This is a genomic window from Actinacidiphila acididurans (assembly GCF_016918855.1).
Taxonomy (GTDB): domain Bacteria; phylum Actinomycetota; class Actinomycetes; order Streptomycetales; family Streptomycetaceae; genus Actinacidiphila; species Actinacidiphila acididurans.
On the sequence record NZ_JADKYB010000041.1, the window covers coordinates 1 to 25,653 of the forward strand.

At 72.2% G+C, this 25,653-nt stretch carries 23 protein-coding genes and 1 rRNA gene; 18 read left to right on the forward strand and 6 right to left on the reverse strand.

What is annotated here, in order from left to right:
- Position 1: 1 nt before the first annotated feature.
- From rrf to ITX44_RS39555, 9 genes are all read left to right on the forward strand, one after another.
- A 5S ribosomal RNA gene (rrf, locus tag ITX44_RS39515) occupies positions 2–118 on the forward strand.
- 86 nt (positions 119–204) lie between these two features.
- Entirely contained in the window at positions 205–852 is a 648-nt protein-coding gene (locus ITX44_RS39520; RefSeq protein WP_205364740.1) for an HAD family hydrolase, read from the forward strand.
- Positions 853–947: 95 nt separating this feature from the next.
- Positions 948–2,240, forward strand: a complete 1,293-nt coding sequence (locus ITX44_RS39525) for an MFS transporter (RefSeq protein ID WP_205364742.1) — start codon at positions 948–950, stop codon at positions 2,238–2,240.
- Complete coding sequence (locus tag ITX44_RS39530) at positions 2,209–3,381, forward strand: acetoin utilization protein AcuC (RefSeq protein WP_205364744.1); 1,173 nt, start codon at positions 2,209–2,211, stop codon at positions 3,379–3,381. Before ITX44_RS39525 ends, ITX44_RS39530 begins: the two co-directional genes overlap by 32 nt.
- A 147-nt stretch (positions 3,382–3,528) precedes the next feature.
- On the forward strand, positions 3,529–4,329 hold the full coding sequence (locus tag ITX44_RS39535; RefSeq protein WP_205364746.1) for a phosphatase: 801 nt from the start codon (positions 3,529–3,531) through the stop codon (positions 4,327–4,329).
- A gap of 126 nt (positions 4,330–4,455) precedes the next feature.
- The gene (locus ITX44_RS39540; RefSeq protein WP_205364748.1) at positions 4,456–4,668 is read left to right on the forward strand and encodes a helix-turn-helix domain-containing protein; all 213 of its coding nucleotides are present in this window, start codon (positions 4,456–4,458) and stop codon (positions 4,666–4,668) included.
- A 147-nt stretch (positions 4,669–4,815) separates the two neighbouring features.
- Positions 4,816–4,914, forward strand: coding sequence for a 30S ribosomal protein bS22 (locus tag ITX44_RS39545; RefSeq protein ID WP_003948845.1), 99 nt, complete (start codon positions 4,816–4,818; stop codon positions 4,912–4,914).
- A gap of 202 nt (positions 4,915–5,116) precedes the next feature.
- Positions 5,117–6,190 (forward strand): NAD-dependent epimerase/dehydratase family protein, encoded by a 1,074-nt coding sequence (locus tag ITX44_RS39550; RefSeq protein ID WP_205364750.1) that lies wholly within the window; start codon positions 5,117–5,119, stop codon positions 6,188–6,190.
- 103 nt (positions 6,191–6,293) lie between these two features.
- The gene (locus ITX44_RS39555; protein WP_205364752.1) at positions 6,294–7,517 is read left to right on the forward strand and encodes a lysophospholipid acyltransferase family protein; all 1,224 of its coding nucleotides are present in this window, start codon (positions 6,294–6,296) and stop codon (positions 7,515–7,517) included.
- A gap of 127 nt (positions 7,518–7,644) precedes the next feature.
- Here ITX44_RS39555 and ITX44_RS39560 read toward each other — a convergent pair whose 3' ends face one another.
- The 3 genes from ITX44_RS39560 to ITX44_RS39570 all read right to left on the reverse strand — a co-directional run bounded on the left by ITX44_RS39560 (position 7,645) and on the right by ITX44_RS39570 (position 11,469).
- Positions 7,645–8,964 carry a DUF5667 domain-containing protein gene (locus ITX44_RS39560; protein ID WP_307795702.1) on the reverse strand — a complete coding sequence of 440 codons (1,320 nt, stop codon included), beginning with the start codon at positions 8,962–8,964 and terminating at the stop codon, positions 7,645–7,647.
- A 264-nt stretch (positions 8,965–9,228) separates the two neighbouring features.
- Positions 9,229–10,086, reverse strand: a complete 858-nt coding sequence (locus tag ITX44_RS39565) for an ECF subfamily RNA polymerase sigma factor, BldN family (RefSeq protein ID WP_205364754.1) — start codon at positions 10,084–10,086, stop codon at positions 9,229–9,231.
- A gap of 372 nt (positions 10,087–10,458) precedes the next feature.
- The gene (locus tag ITX44_RS39570; protein ID WP_205364756.1) at positions 10,459–11,469 is read right to left on the reverse strand and encodes an HAD family hydrolase; all 1,011 of its coding nucleotides are present in this window, start codon (positions 11,467–11,469) and stop codon (positions 10,459–10,461) included.
- Between the two features lie 93 nt (positions 11,470–11,562).
- Here ITX44_RS39570 and ITX44_RS39575 point away from each other — a divergent pair, with 93 nt between their 5' ends.
- From ITX44_RS39575 to ITX44_RS39610, 8 genes are all read left to right on the forward strand, one after another.
- Positions 11,563–11,802 (forward strand): glutaredoxin family protein, encoded by a 240-nt coding sequence (locus ITX44_RS39575; RefSeq protein ID WP_205364758.1) that lies wholly within the window; start codon positions 11,563–11,565, stop codon positions 11,800–11,802.
- 135 nt (positions 11,803–11,937) lie between these two features.
- Positions 11,938–12,693, forward strand: coding sequence for an exonuclease domain-containing protein (locus tag ITX44_RS39580; protein ID WP_307795703.1), 756 nt, complete (start codon positions 11,938–11,940; stop codon positions 12,691–12,693).
- Between the two features lie 131 nt (positions 12,694–12,824).
- Positions 12,825–13,538, forward strand: coding sequence for a redox-sensing transcriptional repressor Rex (locus ITX44_RS39585; RefSeq protein WP_205364760.1), 714 nt, complete (start codon positions 12,825–12,827; stop codon positions 13,536–13,538).
- On the forward strand, positions 13,535–14,917 hold the full coding sequence (locus tag ITX44_RS39590; protein ID WP_205364762.1) for a glutamyl-tRNA reductase: 1,383 nt from the start codon (positions 13,535–13,537) through the stop codon (positions 14,915–14,917). The genes ITX44_RS39585 and ITX44_RS39590 overlap by 4 nt, the downstream gene beginning before the upstream one ends.
- Before the next feature lie 418 nt (positions 14,918–15,335).
- The gene (locus ITX44_RS39595) at positions 15,336–15,653 is read left to right on the forward strand and encodes a hypothetical protein (RefSeq protein WP_205364764.1); all 318 of its coding nucleotides are present in this window, start codon (positions 15,336–15,338) and stop codon (positions 15,651–15,653) included.
- On the forward strand, positions 15,650–17,332 hold the full coding sequence (locus ITX44_RS39600) for a bifunctional uroporphyrinogen-III C-methyltransferase/uroporphyrinogen-III synthase (protein WP_205364766.1): 1,683 nt from the start codon (positions 15,650–15,652) through the stop codon (positions 17,330–17,332). The genes ITX44_RS39595 and ITX44_RS39600 overlap by 4 nt, the downstream gene beginning before the upstream one ends.
- A 316-nt stretch (positions 17,333–17,648) precedes the next feature.
- Positions 17,649–18,644, forward strand: a complete 996-nt coding sequence (hemB, locus tag ITX44_RS39605) for a porphobilinogen synthase (protein ID WP_205364769.1) — start codon at positions 17,649–17,651, stop codon at positions 18,642–18,644.
- A 61-nt stretch (positions 18,645–18,705) separates the two neighbouring features.
- A complete protein-coding gene (locus tag ITX44_RS39610; protein WP_205364771.1) occupies positions 18,706–19,269 on the forward strand; it encodes a hypothetical protein in 564 nt (187 codons plus the stop codon).
- A 40-nt stretch (positions 19,270–19,309) separates the two neighbouring features.
- On the opposite strand, the gene ITX44_RS39615 is transcribed toward ITX44_RS39610, so the two are convergent.
- The 3 genes from ITX44_RS39615 to argS all read right to left on the reverse strand — a co-directional run bounded on the left by ITX44_RS39615 (position 19,310) and on the right by argS (position 23,612).
- Complete coding sequence (locus ITX44_RS39615; RefSeq protein ID WP_205364773.1) at positions 19,310–20,368, reverse strand: hypothetical protein; 1,059 nt, start codon at positions 20,366–20,368, stop codon at positions 19,310–19,312.
- A 59-nt stretch (positions 20,369–20,427) separates the two neighbouring features.
- The gene (locus tag ITX44_RS39620) at positions 20,428–21,657 is read right to left on the reverse strand and encodes a PP2C family protein-serine/threonine phosphatase (protein WP_205364781.1); all 1,230 of its coding nucleotides are present in this window, start codon (positions 21,655–21,657) and stop codon (positions 20,428–20,430) included.
- Positions 21,658–21,836: 179 nt separating this feature from the next.
- Positions 21,837–23,612, reverse strand: a complete 1,776-nt coding sequence (gene argS / locus ITX44_RS39625) for an arginine--tRNA ligase (RefSeq protein ID WP_205364796.1) — start codon at positions 23,610–23,612, stop codon at positions 21,837–21,839.
- Between the two features lie 197 nt (positions 23,613–23,809).
- Here argS and lysS point away from each other — a divergent pair, with 197 nt between their 5' ends.
- Positions 23,810–25,639, forward strand: coding sequence for a lysine--tRNA ligase (lysS, locus tag ITX44_RS39630; RefSeq protein ID WP_205364805.1), 1,830 nt, complete (start codon positions 23,810–23,812; stop codon positions 25,637–25,639).
- Positions 25,640–25,653: the final 14 nt, after the last annotated feature.

Sequence of the window (25,653 nt, forward strand, 5' to 3'; positions counted from 1 at the left end):
TTTCGGTGGTCATAGCGAGAGGGAAACGCCCGGTTACATTCCGAACCCGGAAGCTAAGCCTTTTAGCGCCGATGGTACTGCAGGGGGGACCCTGTGGGAGAGTAGGACGCCGCCGAACAATTATTGAGAAAGCCTCGGTCTCCTGGACTTCGTCCTGGAGGCCGAGGCTTTTTCGCGTTCACGGAGCCTGTGTACCGTACCCCTGTGCGGTACGAACTGGTCATCTTCGACAACGACGGCGTCCTCGTCGACAGCGAGCCGATCTCCAACCGGATCCTGGCCGACTACCTGACGGAACTGGGCCACCCCACCACCTTCGAGGACTCGGTGCGGGACTACATGGGTGCCGCTGTGCACCGGGTGCACGAGATGGTGCGGGAGCGGTCCGGGCAGGCGCTGCCCGACGGCTTCGACGACGAGCTGCACGCCCGGGTGTTCGCCGCCTTCGCCAAGGAGTTGGCGGCCGTTGCCGGCGTGGCCGTGGTCCTCGACAAGCTCGCGGCCGAGGGCGCCGCGTACTGCCTCGCGTCGTCCGGCACCCACGAGCGGATCAGGGTCGCGCTGCGTACGACCGGGCTGTACGACCGGTTCGGGGAGGAACACATCTTCTCCGCCCAGGACGTGGGCCGCGGCAAGCCGGCGCCCGACCTGTTCCTGCACGCGGCCCGCACAATGGGCGTGCCCCCGGAGCGGTGCGCGGTGGTGGAGGACAGCCCGCTCGGCGTCCAGGCGGCCCGCGCGGCCGGCATGGATGTCTACGGATTCACCGCGATGACTCCCCCCGAGAAGCTGGCCGACGCCACCGCGCTCTTCGGCACCATGGCGGAACTGCCGGCCCTGCTTCTCGGCTGAGGCCGTAGCCGAGCGGAGCCGCCCACCACCTTCACCGCTTCTCCTGCTGTCGCGCACCTACTCATCCGTAGCTTTGCGGCTTACGCTGCACGCTCATGGACGACGACGCTCGCCCGGTGGCCGGGGTCCCGGCGGCGGTGCGGCAGGGCCGTGCCGCGCTCGCGGTCAGCTTCTTCGCGCAGGGCGCGGTCTTCGCCATGCTCGTCACCCGTATCCCGGCGATCCAGGACCGGTACGGGATCGGGGACGGGCTGCTGCCGGTGTTCCTCGCCGCGGTGCCGGTGCTGGCGGGGGCCGGGAGCGTGGCCACCGAGCAGGTGGTCAAGCGGGTCCGGCCGAGCGTGGTGCTGCGCTGGGTGCAGCCGGTGGTCGGCCTGGTGCTGGTCGGGCTCGGCGCCGGCGACCGGCTGTGGACGGCCGCGCTCACGATGGCGCTGTTCGGGGTGTGCGTGGGCGCGCTGGACGCGTCGATGAACATGCTCGGCGTCAGCCTCCAGCGGGCGTACGGCACGAGCATCATGCTGGGCTTCCACGCGGCCTACAGCCTGGGCGGCATCGTCGGGGCGTCGCTGGCCTGGTCCGACGCCCACTGGCACTGGTCGCTGCTCGTCCTCTACGGGCCGGCGGTGGCCGTACTCATCCCGCTGACGCTGGCCGCCAGCCGCTGGTACCGCGACCGTGCGCCCGGGAACGTACCGCAGGTCGCCGGGCACGTACCCGCGTATCCCGAGGCGGCAATCGGCGATCCTCACCCCACGATCCCCACCGAAGACCCCGATCCGGCCCAGCCGGTCATCATGCGCATGCTGCTCCCGCTCTGCCTCGTCATGGCCTTCGCCTACATAGGCGATTCCACGGTGTCCAACTGGAGTGCGAAGTACCTCCAGGACACGCTGCACAGCTCTGAGCAGCTCTCCACGGTCCCGTACGCGGTCTACATGGTCACGACACTCCTGGGGCGCTCCACGGGCGACGTGGGGGTTCGGCGGTTCGGGGCGGTGGCGGTGGTACGGGCCGGGACGGTGGTCGCGGTGGCGGGCTTCGCGGTGGTGGCGGTGGCGCCGGGGGCGTGGGTGGGGATGCTGGGATTCACCCTGCTGGGGCTCGGGCTGTGCGTGATCGTGCCGCAGACCTTCGCGGGGGCCGGGCGGATGTTCCCGGGCGCGTCGGACACCGCGATCGCGCGGTTGAACGTCTTCAACTACGTGGGCTTCCTGGTGGGTTCGCCGCTGGTGGGGGCGCTGGGGGACGCGTGGAGCTACCGCGGGGCGATGGTGGTGCCGATGGTGCTGGTGGGGCTGACACTGCTCTACGCCCACTCCTTCGCGCCCGGGCCCGCCGGGTACGGTGTCGGCCATGAGCGGCCACGCGCGGTTGATGTGGGATGAGCAGGTAGCGCGGTACGACTTCGGTCCCGGGCACCCGATGGACCCGGTGCGGCTGCTGCTCACCAGGGATCTGGTCCGGGCGTTCGGGCTGGACGCGGCGCTGACGGTGGTGGCGGCGCCGCCCGCCGGGGAGTCGACGCTGGCGCTGGTGCACCGGGCGGACTACCTGGCCGCGGTGCGGCGCGCGGCGGCCGATCCGCGCGCGGCGGACCTGTCGTACGGGCTGGGCAGCGAGGACAATCCGGCGTTTCCCGCGATGCACGAGGCGTCGGCGCTGATCGCCGGGCAGTCGGTGGGGGCGGCGGAGGCCGTGTGGGAGGGCGAGGCGCTGCACGCGGTGAACTTCGCGGGCGGCCTGCACCACGCGATGCCGGGCTCGGCCTCCGGGTTCTGCGTGTACAACGACGCGGCGCTGGCGGTCGCCCGGCTGCTGGAACTGGGCGCCGAGCGGGTGGCGTACGTGGACGTGGACGTGCACCACGGGGACGGCGTGCAGACGGTGTTCTGGGACGACCCGCGGGTGCTGACCGTCTCGCTGCACGAGAATCCGCTGACGCTGTTCCCGCAGACGGGCTGGCCGGAGGAGACCGGCGGGCCGGCGGCCGAGGGCGGCGCCGTCAACGTGGCGCTGCCTGCCGGCACCGGGGACGCGGGCTGGCTGCGGGCCTTCCACGCGGTGGTCCCGGAGCTGCTGGCGGCCTTCCGGCCGCAGGTGCTGGTCTCCCAGCACGGCGCGGACACCCACTTCGAGGATCCGCTGGCGCACCTGGCGGTGTCCGTGGACGCGCAGCGGGTGGTGGCCGAGGCGTGCCACACCCTTGCCCACGAGCACGCGGAGGGACGCTGGGTGGCGCTGGGCGGCGGCGGGTACGCGGTCACGGATGTGGTGCCCCGCACCTGGACCCACCTGGTGGCCATCGCCGCCGGGGCGCCGATCGACCCGGCCACCGAGGTGCCCGCGCAGTGGCGTGACCAGGTCTTCGCCCGCACCCGCGCGACCGCGCCCCTGCGGATGACCGACGGCCGCACCCCCTCCTGGCCGGCCTTCGAGGACTCCGGCTACGACCCCGCCAGCCGCCTCGACCAGGCGATCCTTGCGACCCGCCGCGCCGTCTTCCCGCTGCACGGCCTGCTGCCGTGACCTCTTTCGCCGGCGACCGCCGGGCGCGCCGCGGGTGCGTCACCGCCGGCGGGGGAGGGGCCGCACTTCAGCCGGGGCGTCACCCGGCAGGGGTGATTCCAGTGAATTCGCCCGCACTCGTCCGGTCCGACCGCCAGGATCTGCTGCGTGGTCAGTGCGGGCGCCCTGCGGGCGCATCTGGTGGCGGCGGGGCTCGCGGGGCAGGTGGCCACGCCGCGGGAGAAGGCGCTGCGCAGCTATCGGTGCTTCGCGGCGCGCGACCCGAGGGCGACGCTCGGCCTGGACCCCGAAGGCGCGTGGACGACCGGGGAATTGCTGCGGCTGATGGCCGAAAAATGTGGTGTCTCGCCGGACCCGGCCATTACGGAGGGTGCGGACACGATCGACCCGGATTGCACGGTGGCCGCCCTTGACGCCTTCGCCGAGCGGTTGCGCCGGGCGGCCCGGAACCGTCTCCCGGTCCTCTTGGGCACGGGGCATCCACAACGCCTCCACGGTTTCTACGCAACTTTGGCCGCCGCGCTGTCGGCGGCCGGCTGTGTTGTCCTGACCCCCGCCTACGGCAGGCGCATCGACGTGCCGACGCCGTTCGGCGTACGCCGGTATCGCCTCGGGTATGTGGGCGGGGTCGCGGTGTTGTGCCAGGCGGAGGGGGGTGCGCCGGCCCGTACGCACTCCCCGTTGCCGGTCAGGGCTGCGCTGGCGGCCGCCGCGCGGGAGAACGGAATCCTGCCCGCGCTCGTCGTCGGCGATCACGGATTCATCTGCGGAGCAGGTCAGTTGGGGATTGAAGCAATCGGCCCGGGTGCGTCGGACGATCCGGCGGTGTTCGTCGGTGAGGCAGAAGGCATGGTCTCGGTTGCAGTACCGCTGGACGACACCGGTCGGCCCGATCACTACCTGCCACTGTCGCGCTACGTACTCCGTCGCGCGTGGCTGGCACAGTAATCAACCATTGGCAACTCCTCTTCCCCACTTGCATCACGCGCCTCTAGTCTGTGTGGGAGCGCACATGCCTGTTGAGCTGCCGGAGGGGAAGCCGGTGGCGTCATGTGCGGAAGGTTCAGGTGTGTCATGTCTGTTGCTGAGAGTCGGCCTCTGAACGAGGTCGTGTTCCTCACCGTCGCCGAAGTCGCGGCGGTGATGCGGGTCTCCAAGATGACCGTGTACCGACTGGTGCACAGCGGTCATCTGCCGGCGATCCGGGTCGGTCGGTCCTTCCGGGTTCCCGAGCAGGCCGTCCACGAGTACCTGCGCGAGTCCTACGTGGGGGTGGAATCTGCCTGAGCGGGCCGGGACGGTCCGGTAACGGACCGGTGACCTACGAGGGCGGGCCTCGGTTCCTGCGAGCCTCTCCGGGCGGGTAGGCTTGGCCGACGTAGGTCGTGTGGGCTCGGACGCCCCGCACCGAGTGAAACCGAAGCGAGGGTAGTCGTGGGCTCTGTCATCAAGAAGCGGCGCAAGCGTATGGCCAAGAAGAAGCACCGCAAGCTGCTGAAGCGGACGCGAGTGCAGCGCCGCAACAAGAAGTAAGCGGGCCATACCGCCGCTCCTCCTGCCCCTCTTCCAGGGCCTCCGGGCCCGGAAGGGGGGCAGTGGTGTTGTCCGGGCCCGGTGACCGGCATTGGGCGGGGCGTCACCGTCCCGCAACGGCCGGGCGGTACGGTGAACTGCATCCCCCCGTCATGGTCCTGCGCCGGGGGTCCGGCCGGGACCGCTGAGGAAGGCGCGATACGTGGGCAAGGTGGTGCTCGTCACCGGGGCCGCGCGGCGGCTCGGCGGCCGGTTCGTCCGGCAGGTGCAGCGCGAGCCCGGGGTGGAGCGGGTGGTCGCGGTCGACGCTCTGGTGCCGGAGCACGACCTGGGGGACGCGGAGTTCGTCCGTACCGACATCCGGCAGCCGGCCATCGGCAAGGTGCTGGCCCAGCACTCGGTGGACACCGTGGTGCACCTGGACGTCAGCGGCACCTCGCTGGGCTCGGGCGGGCGCACCCAGGCCAAGGAGACCAACGTCATCGGCACCATGCAGCTGCTGGGTGCCTGTCAGAAGGCCCCGACCGTACGGCGGCTGGTGGTGAAGTCCACTACGAGCGTGTACGGTTCCGCGCCGCGCGACCCGGCGGTGTTCACCGAGACCACGCCGGTCAAGTCGCTGCCCAGCGGCGGCTTCGCCAAGGACGCGGTCGAGGTCGAGGGGTACGTACGGGGCTTCGCGCGCCGCCGGCCGGACGTGGCGGTGGCGGTGCTGCGGTTCGCCAACATCCTCGGGCCCACGGCCGACACGCCGCTCGCGGAGTACTTCTCGTTGCCGGTGCTGCCGACGGTCCTCGGCTACGACCCCAGGCTGCAGTTCGTGCACGAGGACGACGTCAACGCGGTGCTGCTGGTGGCCGCGGGGGAGCCGCGTCGCGGCACGCTGAACAGCGGCACCTTCAACATTGCCGGTGACGGGGTGCTGCTGCTGTCGCAGACCGCGCGGCGGCTGGGCAAGCCGACCGTGCCGGTGCTGTTGCCGGCTGTCACCTGGGTGGGACAGCTGCTGCGCACGGCCGGTGTCACGGACTTCTCCCGGGAGCAGATCCGGCTGCTGACCCACGGCAGGGTGGTGGACACCCGGCAGATGCGGGAGACCCTCGGTTTCACCCCGGCCTGGACGACGGCCGAGACCTTCGCCGACTTCGCGCGCGGTCACGGGCCGGGGCTGCTGCCCCCGGACCGGCTGGCCGCGGCCGTCGACCGGCTCGCGGCGGCGCTGCCCGCCCCGCGCGGCGCCGGCCCCCGGACCGGCGCCGGTGCCGACGCCGTATGACCGCTGACCGCCGCACGACATGCCCTACGACAGGGGCCACGGTCACGGCCGCGGCGGCCCGGCGACCGCCCGACAGCATCCGACAGCGGAAGGAGCAGGAGTCATGACGGACGCCAAGGTGATTCCGTTCGACGAGGACTCCCGGACCCGGCGGGGCGGCCGCGGACGGTCCCGGCAGGGTGCGCGGGGGGCGGCCGGCAAGGGCGCCGACACCGGTACGGACGCGGGCGCGGGGTCGGGGGCCGGCTCCGGTACGGGCGACGCGGGGGACGGCGGGACCGAGCCGCTCACGGGGGTGCCCGAGGTGGCGGAGATCCCGGCGCAGGCGGCGGCCGGCGGGCGCGGTGCGCAGGGTCCGCGCGAGTCCGCGGGCGCCGGCCCGGACGCGGCGGCCGACGACGAGGGCGGTGAGTCCGCGGTGCCGGCCGAACCGCCGCTGCCGTCGCTGGGCGGGGTCCTCACCGGCCTGGCCGACAAAATGCTGGGCGGGCCCTGGGAGCGCAAGGTCGCCTCCGGGCTGGAGTTCCTGCGCCGCCGGGTGACCGGGGACTACGAGGTCGACGAGTTCGGCTACGACGAGGAGCTGACCGAACAGGTCCTGATGCCGCTGTTCCGGCCGCTGTTCGAGAAGTACTTCCGGGTCGAGGTGCGCGGCGTCGAGAACATCCCCGCCGAGGGCGGCGCCCTGGTGGTGTGCAACCACTCGGGCACACTGCCGTGGGACGGGGTGATGGCGCAGATCGCGGTACGCGACCACCACCCGGCCGGGCGGCATCTGCGGCTGCTCGCCGCCGACCTGGTGTTCGCGCTGCCGGGCTTCAACGAGCTGGCCCGCAAGGGCGGTCACACCCTGGCGTGCACCGAGGACGCGCAGCTCCTGCTGGAGCGCGGCGAGGTGGTCGGGGTGATGCCGGAGGGCTTCAAGGGCCTGGGCAAGCCGTTCTCGGAGCGGTACAAGCTCCAGCGGTTCGGGCGGGGCGGGTTCGTGGCGACCGCGCTGAAGACCCGCAAGCCGATCGTGCCGTGCTCCATTGTGGGCGCCGAGGAGATCTACCCGATGCTCGGCAACTCCCGCACCATGGCCCGGCTGCTGGGCATGCCCTATTTCCCGCTGACGCCGACCTTCCCGTGGCTGGGCCCGCTCGGCACGGTCCCGCTGCCCACCAAGTGGACCATCCAGTTCGGCACGCCCATCCCGACCGACGGCTATCCGCTGGAGGCCGCCGACGATCCGATGCTGGTGTTCAACCTGACGGATCAGGTGCGGGAGACGATCCAGCACACGCTGTACGAACTGCTGGTGCAGCGGCGGTCGGTGTTCTTCTGATCGGGGCTGTGACCGCTGTTCCGGTGACCGGCGCCGCGTACGCGCGCCTCGTACGCGGACGGCCGAGCGGGGCGGCCGGTCCCCTCCTGAGGGGAGACCGGCCGCCCCGCGTCGGGAGCGGTCCGGATCACTGACCGGCGGTGCCGGTCGGGTCGTCGTCCAGGCCGAGGCCCGGCAGCAGACCGGGCAGCAGAGGCGGCAGTATCACCGAGTGATGGGTGGGCGATGCGGAGGGCGTCGCGGTGGGCGTGACGCCCGGCACCGGCGGCACGGACACCGACGGCGGGTCCAGCAGGTCGCCCGAGCCGCCGATCAGGCCGGGGGCGGAAGGGGCTGACGGCGACGGGCTGGGGCTCTGCGTGCCGCCCTGGCCGCTCTGGTCGCTCGCCGGCGCCGAGGGGGTCGCGTCGGTGGGTGTCGTGCCGGTGCCGCCGCCTCCGCCCTGCCCGGAGCCGGTGGGGCCGGAACCGCCGCCGCGGGAGCCGGGGGTGCCGCTGTCCTTCGGCTTGGGCAGCAGCGGCTCCAGCGGGGCCACCTCGTGGTCTATGGCGTCGAAGACCGAGGTCACCTGGTCGGAGACGTCGGTGAGCTGGCTGGGCAGTTTGCCGCGCAGCTCGCGCCAGCTCTCCCCGTGCTGCTGGGCGAAGGAGTTGAGCAGCTCCATCGGCTGGAGCGAGCCGTCCTCCTGGTAGGCATGGCTGAGCAGCCGGTGGCCCTCGGAGGCCTCCTGGTGCATCCCGGACAGGGCCTTGCGCACCTCGCCGACCGATTCCTGGTCCAGCGGGCCGCCGCGGCCCCGGTCCATCAGCCGGCGGGCCTCCTGCATCCGGGTGGCCGCCATGTCGAGGTAGACCTTGCCGCGCGAGGCGTCGCCGGTGGCCAGGTCCAGCTTCAGGTCCTCCATGCCGCGCTTGAGGCCGTACAGCGTGTCGCCGGGCAGCGCGTCGCTGCTCGCCGCCGCCACCCCGCCGAACGCCCCGGCCGCCACGCCGACGGTCAGCGAGCCGACCGCGAGGCGCCGGGACAGCTTCGAGCGCGGGCCGAGGCCGCGCAGGCGGCCGGCCCGCGACCGGTGGCTGCCGCCGCCCTCGGTGCGCTGCTGCGGGAGGCGCCGGGCGGTCTCGAAGCTGCCGTCGGCAAGGGCCTGTTCCATCGCGGCGATGAGCTGGGCGCGCTGGACGGTCTTCTTCTCCGCGTCCATCACCGGCCGCGGCCGGTTGCTGAGGGCCGCGGCCAGCGCGAGCATCGCCGGCTGGCCGGGATCGGCGTGCCGGTCCGCGGCATGGGCGCCGTGCGCGCCGGTGGGCGCGCCGGCTGTGGGTGCGGCGGCGGTGGGGTGGGTGCCGCCGGCACTGTGCTCGCCAGTGGTCTCCCCGGGGACTGCGGCGTCCTCCAGGGCCTGGGCGAAGGCGTTCGCCCGGCGGTGTGCCATTGCCGGTCCGATCACGGGCGGCACCTCCTCTCGTCTTCCACACTCGACTGCCGGTGCCGCCAGGATGGTTGTACGCCTGCCGCTCCTCCACCCGATCGGGTGAAAAGGCGGGAGAAGCGGTGAACAACCCTTGCGGGAGCCGGCACGAAGTGCCTGCATCCGATGCAACGAGTGCCCGGCGCGTTGGGTTACGCGGGCCGGAGGAGCCTTCCCCGGACGGTTGCCGGCGGTCGCCGGTCGTCGCCGGACCGTTACCGGTACGGCGCCGTCAGCTGCGGCTCACCGCGCGTCCTCCGGCAGCAGCCGGGCCAGTGTGCGTACGGCACGGTACTGCAACGTTTTGATCGCCCCTTCGTTCTTGCCCATCACGCGGGCGGTCTCGGCCACCGAGAGCCCCTGCAGGAAGCGCAGGGTGACGCACTCCTGCTGCTGCGGGTTGAGCTTGCGCACCGCGGTCAGCAGGGCCTCGTTGGACAGCGACTCCAGCACCGAGTCCTCGGGGCTGGGCTCGACCTCGTTGGCGTCGAGCATTTCGCCGGTGGTCACTTCGAGGCGGAAACGGCTCGACTTGAAGTGGTCGGCGACCAGATTGCGCGCGATCGTGACCAGCCAGGCGCCGAAGTCGCGCCCCTGCCAGGTGAAGGTGCCGATCCGGCGCAGGGCGCGCAGGAACGTCTCGCTGGTCAGGTCCTCGGCGGTCGCCTTGGCCCCGACCCGGTAGTAGATGTACCGGTAGACGGTGTCGCTGTAGTGGTCGTAGAGCCGGCCGAACGCCTCGGTCTCGCCGTCCTGCGCCCGTTCGACCAGGTCCATCATCCGGCCGCTGTCGGTGTCGGCGGCCGGGCGCCGGGCGTGCGCGCCCGGCGCGGCGGTGTGCGTCTGCTGCGCGGAATGCGCGGAGTGCGCCCCGGAGCGGGCAGCGCTCTGGGCGTGGTGGGGGCTGTTGCGGGTGCGTCTGCCTGCGGTGCTGCTGATTTCGGCCAGCGCGTAGGCCGGCCCGGAGGCGGTGGGGCCGGAGGAACCGGACGTGGCGAGGACTGGCGTGGCGGGCGCCGGGACCGTGCGCCGGATCTGGTCGAGGACCAGTGCGCGCAGCGCCGCCAGGCCGGAGGTGTCAACCCCGTCGAGTGGGTACACGGGACTCCCAGAGGCAGAACTTCCATCACGTGCAGTACGGGACCGTTCACCCGTCGTGGCGACGTGTGGGTACCGGAGTGCGTCTGAGGAGAATAACGCTTCGTACAGGCGACGCTACACCGAGTTGCTCAAATCGCCGTTTCCGCCGCTTCCTGTACGGATTGGCGATCGACCAATTATCGAACAGGTGGCCATAGTTGACCACTTGGGTTCGTGAAGTGGTCGCGGAGAGAGCGTGTTGTTCCGGCGGGGATCTGTTCGCGGCCCCGGACGTAAACGTGTGCGGATACCCGCGCGTCGCCGTACCCGTAAAGGGCGCGGCGGCGCGCCGGTCGACGGTCGTGCGCAGGAGCACCGCTCAGTGGCGGGGGCTCAGTGGTGGCGCCGGCGGTGGATCGCCGCCGCGGCGATCGCGCCGCCGGCCAGCGCGCCCAGGCCCGCCGCGGCGGGCACGCCGACCCGGACCGCCTTGCGGCCGGTGCGATAGTCACGAAGGCGCCACCCCTCGGCGCGGGCGTGCCTGCGCAGCCGGGCGTCGGGGTTGATCGCGTACGGGTGGCCGACCAGGGACAGTATCGGGATGTCGTTGTGCGAGTCGCTGTAGGCGGCGCACCGCGACAGGTCCAGGTCCTCGGCGACCGCCAGCGCCCGTACCGCCTCGGCCTTCGCCGGGCCGTGCAGCGGCTCGCCGACCAGCCGGCCGGTGTAGATGCCGTTGACCGACTCCGCCACCGTGCCCAGCGCGCCGGTCAGGCCCAGCCGCCGGGCGATGATGGTCGCGGTCTCCACCGGCGCCGCGGTCACCAGCCACACCCGCTGGCCGGCGTCCAGGTGGGCCTGGGCCAGCGCACGGGTGCCCGGCCAGATCTTGCTGGCCATGTACTCGTCGTAGATGTCCTCGCCGATGGCCATCAGTTCCTCGACGCGGTGCCCCTTGACGATCGACAGTGCGCTGTCCCGGGCGTCCTGCATGTGCGCGGGGTCCTCCAGCCCGGCCAGCCGGAAGTACGTCTGCTGCCAGGCGAAGCGCACCAGGTCCCGCTTGTCGAAGAACTTCCGCTTGTACAGGCCGCGGCCGAAGTGGAACAGAGCGGCGCCCTGCATCACCGTGTTGTCCAGGTCGAAGAACGCCGCGGCCCGCACGTCGCACGCCACCGGCACGTCGGGGATCCCCGCCGCGAGATCGTCCGGGATCTCCGCCGGCGGCGCGTCCTGCGGGGCCAGATCGGGCACGTCGGCCAGGCCGGTCAGCGCGGACAGGTCCGTGGGGGCCGGCCCGGTCGTCAGAGCGGCCTCCGCTGCGGCCGCCGCGGCCTCGCCGGCCAGCACGCTCCGCTCGGTCGTGGTCTGCCTACGGGGGGTGAGCCATCTGAGTGCGGCCATGACGCGAGCATAACCACCTTGCGGGGCAAGGCTGATGCGCACACCGGGCAGGCACGTGAACTCCATGCGACACCTTGGCCGTACCTTTGCCGCATGACGACTGTGACGCTCATCGGCAAGCCCGGCTGCCATCTGTGCGACGACGCCCGCGTCGTGGTGACCAAGGTGGCGGCCGAGACCGGCGCGGTGGTGGAGGAGCGGGACATCACCCAGGATCCGGAACTGCACGAGCGGTACTGGGAACAGATTCCGGTCGTGCTCGTGGACGGCGAGCAGCACACCTTCTGGCGGGTGGACGAGAAGCGGCTGCGCAGCGCGCTCGCGGGCGGGTGACCCGAGGCGGGGCACTGTGTGAAATCGCGCACGAACGCATGGGTGTTTTGAGAGTGTTACCCGACTCTCCCACGTATTCGATTACCATCAAGGCGTTTTGTACATGCCGGGGGCGATGCGTGAGGAGTGTGGCAGGTGTCCCCGGTGGTCCCGATCCGCGGCCGAGTTCCGCAGCCGCGTCCGTACCCGGCCCCTGAGCCGACCCCGTACGACGGCGGCTGGGCGGTGGTGGACCTGGAGGCGAGCGGCTCCTCCTCGCGCCGGCACCGGGTGGTGGAACTGGCCGTGGTGCTGCTGGACCGCGATCTCGAGCCGCAGGGCGAGTTCACCACGCTCGTCGACCCGCAGGGGCCGGTCGGGCCCACCCACATCCACGGCATCGAGCCCGCCCACCTGGCCGGCGCGCCGCGGTTCGGCGGGATCGCCGGGCGGCTGCTGGGACTGCTGCGCGGCCGGGTGCTGGTCGGCCACAACGTCGGCTGCGACCGGTCCTTCCTGGTCGCCGAGTACGCCCGGGTCGGCCTGCGGCTGCCGGTCGTCCCCGAGCTGTGCACGATGCGGATGGCCACGCGGTACGGCGAGCCGGGCGGGACATCGTACGGACTGAGCCTGCGGGCCTGCGCCGCCGCGATAGGCGTCACCGGCTGGCGCCCGCACACCGCGCTGGAGGACGCCCGCGCCACCGCCGCGCTGCTCGCCCACTACGCCCCGCGCGCGGCGGGTCTGGACCGGCTGCTGACCGCCGCGGCCGCGGTCCGCTGGCCCGAACCGGCAGAACTTTCCGGCCTTTCCGGCGCCGACGCGCTGTGGACCGCCCGCCCCGCGTGGGCCGCGCCGGGCAACGATTCGGCCCCTCGTTCGGTGCCCGATGTCCGGAATGGGCTGGCGTGATGCCCATCACTTCCCGCGGGCAAATCGGACACCATCTTTGTGCACGCGTTCACAAAGACATAGCCTGGCGTCCACGGGGCGGCCCCAAGGACCGTGGTCGTCCTCAGCCCAGCTCTACCCGCAGGAGCACCGTGGCAACTGGCCGATCACACCGACCGGCGACCCGTAGCCGAGGAATTCCCGAGGCCACCGTCGCCAGGCTTCCGCTGTACCTGCGGGCGCTGACAGCTCTGTCCGAGCGCTCGGTGCCCACCGTGTCGTCGGAGGAGCTCGCCGCCGCCGCCGGAGTCAATTCGGCCAAGCTGCGCAAGGACTTCTCCTACCTCGGCTCGTACGGCACACGAGGCGTCGGCTACGACGTGGAGTACCTCGTGTACCAGATCAGCCGTGAACTCGGACTGACCCAGGACTGGCCGGTCGTCATCGTCGGTATCGGCAACCTCGGCGCCGCCCTGGCCAACTACGGCGGTTTCGCCTCCCGCGGCTTTCGGGTGGCCGCCCTGCTCGACGCGGACACCGCGCTGGCCGGCAAGCTGGTGGCCGGCCTGCCGGTCCGGCACATCGACGAGCTGGAGACGATCGTCGCGGACAGCCAGGTGTCCATCGGCGTCATCGCCACCCCGGCCGGCGCCGCCCAGGAGGTCACCGACCGCCTCGTCGCGGCCGGCGTCACCTCCATCCTGAACTTCGCGCCCACCGTGCTGTCCGTCCCCGACGGGGTCGACGTACGCAAGGTGGACCTGTCCATCGAGCTGCAGATCCTCGCCTTCCACGAGCAGCGCAAGGCCGGGGACGAGGACCGTCAGGAACCCGACGGGGACGTACCCGCCGTGATGCCGGCATGAGCGTCCTGGTCGTCGGGCTCAGCCACCGCAGCGCCCCGGTGAGCGTGCTGGAGCGGGCCGCGCTGGCCGACGGCGCGCGCGGGCCGCTGCTGCGGGACGCGTTGGCCGCCGAGCCGGCCGCCGAGGCGGTCGTGCTGTCCACCTGCAACCGCATCGAGCTGTACGCGGACGTCAACAAGTTCCACGCCGGGGTCGCCGAGCTGTCCACGCTGCTCGCCCGGCACAGCGAGGTGCCGCTGGAGGAGCTGACCCCGCACCTGTACGTGCACTACGAGGACCGGGCCGTGCACCACCTGCTCACGGTGGCCTGCGGGCTGGACTCCATGGTGGTCGGCGAGGGCCAGATCCTCGGCCAGATCAAGGACGCGCTCGCCCTCGGCCAGGAACTGCACACCGCCGGCCGGCTGCTCAACGACCTCTTCCAGCAGGCACTGCGGGTCGGCAAGCGGGCACACTCCGAGACCGGCATCGACCGGGCCGGGCAGTCCCTGGTCACCTTCGGCCTGGCCCAGTTCGCGCCCGACGCCCTGCCCGGCCGCCGCGCCCTCGTGGTCGGCGCCGGCTCCATGTCCTCCCTGGCCGCCGCCACCCTCGCCCGCTCCGGCGTGGCCGAGGTCACGATCGCCAACCGTACGGTCGAGCGCGCGCGCCGCCTCGCCCACCTCATCGGCGAGCAGGGCACGCCGGCCCGGGCCGCCACCATGGACGAGGTCCCGGCCGCCCTCGCGGCCGCCGACATCGTCGTCTCCTGCACCGGCTCCACCGGCCTCGTCCTGACCGCCGACCAGCTCAAGGCCGCGGTCCACGGACGCGGTGGCGCGCCGCTGGCCGTCCTGGACCTGGCCATGCCCCGGGACGTCGACGCCGCCGCGCACACCCTGGACGGCGTCCACCTGGTCGACATCGAGTCCCTGGCCGCGGCCTCCGCGGACGCGCCCATGGCGTCCGACGTGGACCAGGTCCGGGCGATCGTCACCGAGGAGGTCACGGCGTTCGGTGCCGCCCAGCGGGCGGCCCGCATCACTCCCACGGTGGTCGCGCTGCGCGCGATGGCCGCGGACGTGGTGGCGAGTGAGCTCGCCCGGCTCGACGGGCGGGTGCCCGGTCTTGACGCCAAGGAGCGGGCCGAGGTCGCGCAGACGGTTCGCCGCGTCGTGGACAAGCTCTTGCACGCGCCTACGGTGCGGGTGAAGCAGCTTGCCGGGGAGCCCGGGGGAGCCGGGTACGCCGATGCGCTCCGGGAATTGTTCGACCTTGACCCGCAGGCTGTCGTTGCGGTCAGCCGGGCGGAACCCGGGCCCGTGCAAGGGGCTTCTTCCGTGGTTCCGCCGGGGGTGCCTGTGCCGATGCCTCGTGGGGACGGGGGCAGTAATGGGTGAGGTGTTCCGCTGGGGCGGTGACCGGGGCGGCAACCAACTCGGGTCGTTGCGGTTCGTTGCCGACTGCCGGTCCGTTGTGGCTTGTCGCGCAGTTCCCCGCGCCCCTGAAGGTGACCTTGCTCCCGCCGGGTGCCGTCCTTCCGGCTCGCCGCGGACTGGCGTCCGCGCCCCTGAGGGGTGCCGCACGCCGCGGACTGGCGTCCGCGTCCTTGAGATGTGCCGTACTCCCGGTCGAAACTCCTTCCGGGCGTGTCGTACTGCACGTTCGGGAAAGCCGCAGCGTGGCAACGTTGACACTTGGATCGGGTACGTTACTTCCGGCACGCTCGGCGCGGTGGGGTCGGTCGCGGCCGGGTCGGTTCGCAGGGGCCGGCTCGCCGGGGCGGGCGAGCCGATCGACACCGTATGCACACGCGTCGTGGCTGCTTCCGGAGAGGGGGCGGCCGTTGAGCGCGCCGCCTCCCACCAGGAGCCGGCCGCACTCCTGTCCGCCGCCCTCGGGGCCGGCTGTATCGCGCCTGCGGGCGCGCCGGCCGGCCGCGTGGCCGACGGGCAGCATTCCGAGCTGGGCCGGTTCGGCACCGTCGGCACAACCGACGGCACCGCGCCGGCACAGATGTCCATCACCGGTTCCGCACCGGCACCGGACGACAGAGCGCGGGCCTTCCGCTGTGCGCTCGCCGCCCCGGTGTTCACCATGAGTGCGGCCGGTCCTATGGGGGAGCGCACACCTTGAACCCCGCCGCCGTCGCTGATGACACCACGACAACCGCCGGCCCGTCCGGCACGACCGGACCTGTGGCCGGCCCCATCACCGGGCACGTCACCTTCCTCGGTGCCGGGCCCGGTGATCCCGGGCTGCTGACGCTGCGCGCCGTCGAGGCGCTTGCCGCCGCCGACCTGCTGGTCGGCGAGGGCCACGTGCTGGACGTCGTGCGCGGCCACGCCCGCGCGGACGTGGGCACGGCCGAACCCGCCGTCGACGGCGAGGTGTTGGATCCCGGCGTGGACCTCACCGCCGTCGTCACCAAGCTTGTCATGGGCCCCGCGCGGTCCGGCAAGCGGGTGGTGCGAGCGGTGTCCGGCGACCCCGGCCTCGACCCGTCCGCCGCCGCGGAGATGCTCGCCTGCGCCCAGGCCGGGATCCCCTTCGAGGTGGTGCCCGGAGTGGCCACCGCCCTCGGGGTGCCCGCCTACGCCGGCGTGCCGCTCAGCGGGGACGTACGGTTCGTGGACGCGGCCACCGCCGGCGAGCGCTGCTGGACCGAGATCGGCCCGTCCGACATCACCCTGGTGATGTCCACCACCCTCCAGACCGTGGCCGCGGCCTGCGCCGAGCTGATCGCGGGCGGCCGCAAGCCCGAGACGCCGCTGACGGTGACCGTGGCCGGCACCACCACCCGGCAGCGCACCTGGACCGCGACGCTCGCCACGATCGCCGCCGAACTGAAGGCCACCAAGGCGCTGCCCACCCCGGAGGGCCCGATCGCCGCGATAGCCGTGGTCGGCGAGCGCGCCGGTCAGCGCGAGCACCTGTCCTGGTTCGAGACCAAGCCGCTGTTCGGCTGGCGGGTGCTGGTCCCGCGCACCAAGGAGCAGGCCGCCTCGCTGTCCGACCAGCTCCGCTCCTACGGCGCAGTGCCGCATGAGGTGCCCACCATCGCCGTGGAGCCGCCGCGCACCCCGCAGCAGATGGAGCGGGCCGTCAAGGGCCTGGTCACCGGCCGTTACGAGTGGATCGCCTTCACCTCGGTGAACGCCGTCAAGGCGGTGCGCGAGAAGTTCGAGGAGTACGGCCTGGACGCCCGCGCCTTCGCCGGCATCAAGGTCGCCGCCGTCGGCGAGCAGACCGCCCGCGCCCTGGTCGACTTCGGCGTCAAGCCCGACCTCGTGCCCAGCGGCGAGCAGTCGGCCGCCGGCCTGCTCGAGGACTGGCCGCCGTACGACCCGGTCTTCGACCCCATCGACCGCGTCTTCCTGCCGCGCGCCGACATCGCCACCGAGACCCTGGTGGCCGGCCTGGTCGAGCTCGGCTGGGAGGTCGACGACGTCACCGCCTACCGCACCGTCCGCGCCTCGCCTCCCCCCGCCGACACCCGCGAGGCGATCAAGGGCGGCGGCTTCGACGCGGTCCTCTTCACCTCCTCCTCCACCGTGCGCAACCTCGTCGGCATCGCCGGCAAGCCGCACAACGTCACCGTGATCGCCTGCATCGGCCCGGCCACCGCCAAAACCGCCGAGGAACACGGCCTGCGCGTCGACGTCATGGCCCCCGAGCCCTCCGTCCACGCCCTCGCCCAAGCCCTCGCCGACTTCGGCACCGCCCGCCGCCTCGCCGCCGAAGCCGCCGGCGACCCCGTCACCCGCCCCAGCGAACGCCGCCCCGGCGCCCGCCGCCGCACCACGAGGGTCTAGGAGCGCCCCCGAAGGGGCGGAGCGCCCCCGAAGGGGCGCGCGGAGGACGGGGGCGCCCCGAAGGGGCGCGCGGGCAGGGCCATGCGCCGGGCGGAAGCACGGCAACCTACAGGGGCGCGGGGCTGCGTTTGATGTGCGGCTGGCGCCGCGTGGGCGCGACGAGCCACAACACACCAGCACCCGGCAACGCAACAGCACCTCCCGAGCTGGAAGCCGCCCATAGCTGACCCTCGCAAAGACCGACGCAACGTCGGAAAGAGCAGCACTTCCCCGGGCTTACGGTGGAATCCCAAGCCCAACCACGGAAGGCGCAGCCATGACGAAGTACGGCGACTTCCCCGGCGCCCGCCCCCGGCGCCTCCGCTCGACCCCCGCGATCCGCCGCCTGGTCGCGGAGACCCGGCTGAACGCGGCCGACCTGATCCTCCCCGCGTTCGTACGCGAAGGCATCACCGAGCCGCACCCCATCGCGTCGATGCCGAACACGGTCCAGCACAGCCGCGACACCCTCCGTAAAGCCGCGGCGGAAGCCGCCGAAGCCGGGGTCGGCGGGATCATGCTGTACGGGATCCCCGAGGTGAAGGACGCGATCGGCAGCCAGGGCACCGACCCCGAGGGCATCCTCCAGGTGGCGATCCGGGACGTGATAGCCGAGGTCGGCGACGCGATGGTCGTGATGTCCGACCTGTGCCTGGACGAGTTCACCGACCACGGCCACTGCGGCGTGCTGGACGAGCAGGGCCGGGTCGACAACGACGCCACCCTGGAGCGGTACGCCGAGATGGCCCGCGTCCAGGCCGACGCCGGCGTCCACATGGTGGGCGCCTCCGGCATGATGGACGGCCAGGTCGGGGCGATCCGCCAAGCCCTCGACGGCATCGGCAAGCAGGACGTGACGATCCTCGCGTACACCGCGAAGTACGCCTCCGCCTTCTACGGCCCGTTCCGCGAGGCCGTCAACTCCTCGCTCAAGGGCGACCGCAAGACGTACCAGCAGGACCCGGCGAACTTCCGTGAAGCCATGCGGGAGTTGGCGCTGGACCTCGCCGAGGGCGCGGACATCGTGATGGTCAAGCCGGCTTTGCCGTATCTTGATGTGCTGCGGAAGGTCGCCGACGAGGTGGATGTGCCGGTGGCCGCCTACCAGATCTCGGGGGAGTACGCGATGGTGGAGGCCGCGGCGGCCAATGGCTGGATCGACCGGGACCGGGCGATCACCGAGACGCTGACGTCGATCCGCCGCGCGGGCGCCGACATGACGCTGACGTACTGGGCGACCGAGGTCGCCCAGTGGCTCCGGCAGGGGCGGTAACCGTACGGGACCGGGCGGGCCTCGCGGCTCGTCCGGCGAACCGGAAGGAAGAGGGCATCCCATGGCACGAGGGGGACGCACGCGGGGCATACCGTCCTGGATGTGGACGGCGGGCCTGACCGGCGGCGCCATGGTGGCCGTCTCCGTCCTGGCCTACCAGGCCAGCGGCGCACCGGCGAAGGCCCCGCAGGCCTCGCGGGCCCCCCGCCCCTCGGCGACGCGCCCGCACACCCCGCCGCCTCCGCCGCCCGTCCCCGCGCACTCGGGCCTGGGCAAGCGGATCGTCTACTCCCTGTCCCAGCGGCGGGTGTGGGTCGTGCCGGCCGCCGGCAAGCCGGTCGCCACCTACCCCGTACAGCCCGGCACCGTGCCCGCGCAGCCGGGCCTGCACCTGGTCACCGGCCAGAAGGCCACCAGCACGGGTGCGGACGGGGTGGCCGTCGAGCACGTCGTCTTCTTCGAGTACACCGCCGAGACCTGGGTCGCCTTCTCCTCCGCCGTCAACGACAAGGTCACCGCGCCCAACCCGAATCTCCAGACCGGCGCCATCCGGTCCCATCGCGACGCGGGCACGGCGATCTGGAACGCCACGAAGATCGGTTCCGAGGTCTACGTCGTCCGCTGAGTCCCGGGTTTCTCCGGGATTTCCGCGGTGAGCCCCCCGGTCAGCGGGCCAGGACCTTCCGCAGCAGGTCCTCGCAGGTCGGCGCCGGGTGCCAGCGGTCGTCGTGGTTCAGCAGGCGGTCAACGAACGGGGTGTCCGCGCGGACGTCGTACGTCGGCTCGTACTGGCACGCCTCGTGCGACGTGATCGCGTCCTCGCCGACCGTCACCAGGACCCCGTTCGAGGACAGGATCGTCTGCGACGTGCCGTTGTCGTCCAGGACGTAGCCCACGAACGAGAAGTGGCCGTCCATGTCCCGGCCGTTGAGGTACGGGAAGTCCGCGTCCCGCCGGATCTGCTGGTCGGTGAACGCCGCCGGGTTGTGGTCGATCGTGATCACCTGGGAGGGCAGCCACATCCGGTCGTCGGTGTGCTTCAGCAGGGACCAGGTCATCAGGACGGCGACCGGGAGCAGGGTGTACGTGGCGACGCCGCGCCAGGGGAGCCAGGGGTTTCTTGCCGGGGATGCGGGAGCTTGTTCCGTAGGTTCTTCCGTGCGTTCGGCGCGGTACGCCAGGTAACGGCGGCGGGTCAGGATCGCCAGTGCGCGTACGACGTAGATCACGAGCAGCCACGCGTAGATCCGGAGCAGGTCGTCCGGGGTCCAGCTCAGTTTGTTGTCCGCGTCGAAGAACTCTTCCTCGTAGGCGCTGCTCAGGAAGATCGTGAAGGTGCCGGCGAGGAGCCAGAGGGCTGTGCGGCGGTGTGCGGAAACGATACGGCGGAGCCAGGCGGGGCGGATGGTCGTGGGCGGGAGGCGGCGGAGGCGGAGGAAGAGGAAGGCGGTGACCGCCATGCCGATCACGCCGATGAAGCGGATGAAGGTGTCGAGCATGAGGGCGGTGACGTTGAGCGTGCGGAGGAGTTCCAGCATGGTGGAGCGGTCGCCGTGGGCTATCAGGTAGATGCGGACGGCGGATATCAGGGTCGGTAAGAGGCCCAGGAAGAAGAACAGGTACTCCGTGACGCTGCCGGAGGGGGCTTCTTCCGGGGTGGGGCTCGGGCTCGGGCTCGGGTTCGGGCTGGCGGTGGGGTGCGGCTCGTCCATGGTGCCTGCCATCTTCCGGGTTCGGCTTCTTCCGGGACAGGGGTCGGGGCGCCTGGGCCTGCGGGAAAACGCTAGAGGCGGATGACGACCAAGGCCGTGTCGTCCGTGGCGCCGGTCGGGGGGAGGAGTTCGGAGAGGAGGACGTCCGCCAGCGACTCGGGGTCGAGGGAGTGGTGGCGGGTCAGGGAAGAGGAAAGGCGGGCCAGGCCCAGGTCGATGTCTTCGTGGCGGCGTTCGATGAGGCCGTCGGTGTAGAGGACGAGGGCGCTGTCGGGGGTGAAGCGGGCGGTGGCCTGGGGGCGGGGGACGTGGTCGGGGCGGGCGCCGAGCGGGGGGTCGGTGGCGAGGTCGAGGAAGCGGACGTGGCCGGCCTGGTCGACGAGGGCGGGCGGGGGGTGGCCGGCGCTGCTGTACTTGATGGTGTGGGCCGGCCAGTCGATGAAGACGCTCACGGCGGTGGTCGCTTCGGCGCCCTCGATGGAACGTGAGTAGAGGCCGAGGATTTCGAGGGCTTCGCCGGGGCCGGCGGTGGCGCGGGAGGCCGCGCTGAGGGCGCTGCGGAGCTGACCCATGACGCCGGCGGCTTCGAGGCCGTGGCCGACGACGTCGCCGACCGCGACGGCCATGCGGTCGCGGGGGAGGTCGACCAGGTCGTACCAGTCGCCGCAGACGTTGAGGGCCCCGACGGCGGGCTGGTAGCGGACGGCCGCGCGGTGGCCGACCGGCTGGGGCGCCGGGAGCATGGCGTCCTGGAGGGTGAGGGCGATCTCGCGTTCGCGGGCGTGGGCGGACCGCAGGGCGTCGTTGATGTCCTGGAGTTCGCGGGCCCGCATGTAGACCTCGGCCTGGAGTTCCTGGGCGCTGCGGCCCCGCTGGCCGGAGACGCCGCTCGTGCGGATGTAGTCGGTGACCTCCTCGACGCGGTGGATGACGTACTCCACGCGGCCGCTCGGGCCGGGCATGGGGCTGTTGATGATGCTCCAGTAGCGCTCTTCGAAGACGCCGGTACGGGCGCCGCGCTCGACGTCGAACCGCTGGAGGGGGAGGGTGTCGCGTACGCCGGTGGCCAGGACGCGGAGGAAGGAGTCGCCCACGGTGCGGGAGCCCTCGGAGTCCGGGTCGAACGGATTGTCCGGGAACAGGCCGAAGATGTAGTGGCCGACGAGTTCCTCGGGGCGGCGGCCGGCCATCTGCGTGTAGGACTCGTTGACCGCGACGTACTCCAGCCGCTGATTCAGCACGGCGAGCCCCGCGGGCAGGGCCTGGAAGACCGCCTCGAAGTCGATCTGCGGTTCCGTCACGGTGCCCCCGGGCGCGCTGCGGTGGTCAGTGGCAATCCCTGGACGGCCCCTCCCAGGGACCCTCCCCGAAAAGGTCACCCTAGGGAGGGAGCGCACACTTCCCCGTAGGCTCGCGGGCCGGGCGTCACGGAGTCACGCGGAGAGCCGCACCTTCGGGGGTGCGGCCCCCCGGCCACCCCTTAAAGACGGTCCGGCGTCCGGATGCCCAGCAGCACCAGGCCCTGGTGGAGGGTGCGGGCGGTCAGGTCGGACAAGAAGAGGCGGTTCTCCACCTGGGGGGCGCCGCCCTCGGCGGTGAGGACCGGGCACTGCTCGTAGAAGGTGGTGAACAGCGAGGCGAGCTGGAAGAGGTACGAGGCCAGGCGGTGCGGCTCGTAGGTGGTGGCGACCTCGGCGAGGGTGTCGCCGAAGGCGTCCAGGTGCAGGCCGAGGGCCCGCTCGGCCTGGGCCAGGGGCACCTCGGGGTGCGGGGCCGGCTTCAGGTCGCCGCCGCCCTTGCGGAAGATCGACTTCACCCGGGCGTAGGCGTACTGGATGTACACGCTCGTGTCGCCGTTGAGCGAGACCATCCGGTCCAGGTCGAAGACGTAGTCCCGGCCGAGCGAGGTGGACAGGTCCGCGTACTTGACCGCGCCGATGCCGACCTGCCGGCCGTTGGCGGTGATCTCCTCGTCGGTCAGGCCGATCTTCTCGCCCTTCTCCCGCACCACCGCGGTGGCCCGCTCGACCGCCTCGTCCAGCAGGTCCTCCAGCCGCACCGACTTGCCGGCCCGGGTCTTGAACGGCTTGCCGTCCGGGCCCAGCACGGTGCCGAACGGCAGGTGCCGCGCGGTGACGTCGTCGGTGAGCCAGCCGGCCCGCCGGGCGGTGTCGAAGACCATCTTGAAGTGCAGCGCCTGCCGCACGTCCACCACGTACAGCAGCGTGTTCGCGTGCAGGTCGCCGGTCCGGTTGCGCACCGCGGACAGGTCGGTCGCCGCGTACCCGAAGCCGCCGTCGGCCTTGCGGACGATCAGCGGGACCGGCTCGCCGTCCTTGCCCTTGACGTCGTCGAAGAACACGCACAGCGCGCCGTTCGACCACACCGCCACGCCGGCCTTCTCCAGCAGGTCGCAGGTCTCGGTCAGCATGTCGTTGTAGCCGGACTCGCCGACGATGTCCGCGTCCTCGATGTCGATGTCCAGCTTGTCGTACACCGAGTAGAAGTAGATCTTCGACTCGTCGACGATCTGCTGCCACAGCGCGCTGGTCTCCGGGTCGCCGGCCTGGAGGTCCACCACCCGCCGCCGGGACCGCTCCTTGAAGCCCTCGTCCGCGTCGAACAGGGTCCGGGCGCCCTTGTACAGCCGGTCCAGCCGGGACATGGACGCCTCGCCCGCGTCGGCGTCCGCGCTCTCGGTGTGGTCCAGCTCGTGCGGGTGCTCCACCAGGTACTGGATGAGCATGCCGAAGTTGGTGCCCCAGTCGCCGATGTGGTGGCGCCGGATCACCCGCTCCCCGCCGAACTCCAGGATCTTGGCGATCGCGTCCCCGATCACCGACGACCGCAGGTGCCCGACGTGCATTTCCTTCGCCACGTTCGGCTGCGCGTAGTCGATCACGGTGACGCCCGGCTCGGCCGCGAGCGGCACGCCCAGCCGCGGGTCTTCCGCCCGCGCGGCCAGGTTTGCGGTGATCGCCGAGTCCGACACGGTGAGATTGAGGAAGCCCGGCCCGGAGACCTCCGCGCCGGCCAGCACGTCGTCCGCCGGCAGCGCCGCCAGCACCTGCCCGGCCAGCTCCCGCGGGTTGGCCTTGGCCCGCTTGGCCAGGCCCAGCACGCCGTTGGCCTGGAAGTCGGCCCGGTCGCTGCGTCGCAGCAGCGGGTCGGCGTCGGCGGCCGACGGCACCGCGGCCGCGAGGGCTGCGGAGACACGCTGCTGGAGCGAAGCGGAAAGGGAAGCGACCGAGGCCATGGGAGGTGTGCCGTTTCTCTGTGGTGGTGTCAGTGTCGGTGACCTCGCACCACGCGGTGCGAGGTTCCCAGTGTCCCACGCGCTTCGCGCCCGCCGCCCTCGGTTATCCACAGGCCCGGGACGGGAGTGGGGACACCGGACCGGTTGTCCACAGGCGGGCCCGCCGCCGGTCCGGCCGGGCCGCCCGGTCTGGGAGAATGACAGCACCGGGCCCGACCGGCTGCGGCCGGCGGACCGGCACCACCGACGACAGAGAAAGACAGAGGAAGAAGAGGACCGTGGCTGAGAACACCGAGGCCGACTGGGTCTCCCGTTTCGCGGACGACGTGATCGCCGAGTCGGAGCGCCGCGCCCCCGGGAAACCCGTCGTCGTCGCCTCGGGCCTGAGCCCGTCCGGCCCGATCCACCTGGGCAACCTGCGCGAGGTCATGACCCCGCACCTGGTCGCCGACGAGATCCGCCGCCGTGGGTACGAGGTGCGGCACCTGATCTCCTGGGACGACTACGACCGCTACCGCAAGGTCCCGGCGGGCGTGACCGGCGTCGACACCTCCTGGGCCGAGCACATCGGCAAGCCGCTGACCTCCGTGCCCGCCCCGGCCGGGTCGGCGTACCCGAACTGGGCCGAGCACTTCAAGGCCCAGATGATCGACGCCCTGGCCGAGCTCGGCGTGGAGTACGACGGCATCAGCCAGACCGAGCAGTACACCGCGGGCGCCTACCGGCAGCAGGTGCTGCACGCCATGCGGCACCGCGGGGACATCGACGCGATCCTCGCCCAGTACCGCACCAAGAAGCCGGCCGCCGGCGCCGGGCAGCAGGCACAGAAGGGCCAGAAGTCGCAGAAGCCGGTGGACGACGCCGAGCTGGCAGCCGAGGAGGGCTCCGGCGCCGCGGCCGAGGACGACGGCAGCGGCGCGGGCGGCTACTACCCGTACAAGCCCTACTGCGCGGAATGCGGCAAGGACCTGACCACGGTCACGGCGTACGACGACGAGACCACCGAGCTGACCTACACCTGCGCCTGCGGCCACACCGAGACCGTGCTGCTCAACGAGTTCAACCGCGGCAAGCTGGTGTGGAAGGTCGACTGGCCGATGCGCTGGGCGTACGAGGGCGTGATCTTCGAGCCGTCCGGCGTCGACCACTCCTCGCCGGGCTCCTCCTTCCAGGTCGGCGGCCAGATCGTCGGACCGATCTTCGGCGGCGAGCAGCCCATCGGCCCGATGTACGCCTTCGTGGGCATCTCCGGCATGGCCAAGATGTCCTCCTCGCGCGGCGGCGTCCCCACCCCCGCCGACGCCCTGAAGATCATGGAGCCGCAGCTCCTGCGCTGGCTCTACGCCCGCCGCCGCCCCAACCAGTCCTTCAAGATCGCCTTCGACCAGGAGATCCAGCGGCTCTACGACGAGTGGGACGCCCTGACCCGCAAGGTCGCGGACGGCACCGCCCTGCCGGGTGACATCGCGGCCCACGGCCGTGCGGTCCGCACCGCCCGCGCCGAGCTGCCCGGCACCCCGCGCCCCCTCCCGTACCGCACGCTGGCCTCGGTCGCCGACATCACCGCCGGCAACCCCGAGCAGACCCTGCGCATCCTGTCCGAGCTGGACCCGGCCGACCCGCTGTCCGACCTCCACGACGTGCGGCCCCGGCTGGACCGCGCCGAGAACTGGATCACCACCCAGGTCCCGGCCGAGCAGCGCACGGTCGTCCGCACCGAGCCGGACCGCGACCGCCTCGCCGCGCTCCCGGAAGCCGACCGGGCCGGGCTCAAGCTCCTGCTCGACGGCCTCGACGGCCACTGGTCCCTGGACGGCCTGACCTCCCTGGTCTACTCGGTCCCCAAGGTCATGGCCGGCCTCGACGCCGACGCCAAGCCCACGCCCGAGATGAAGTCCGCTCAGCGGGCGTTCTTCGTCCTGCTCTACGAACTCCTCGTCGGCCGCGACACCGGCCCGCGGCTGCCCACCCTGCTCCTGGCGGTGGGTCAGGAGAAGGTGCGGGTCCTGCTGGGCGGGGCGCAGTAGTCACCGGGCCGGAG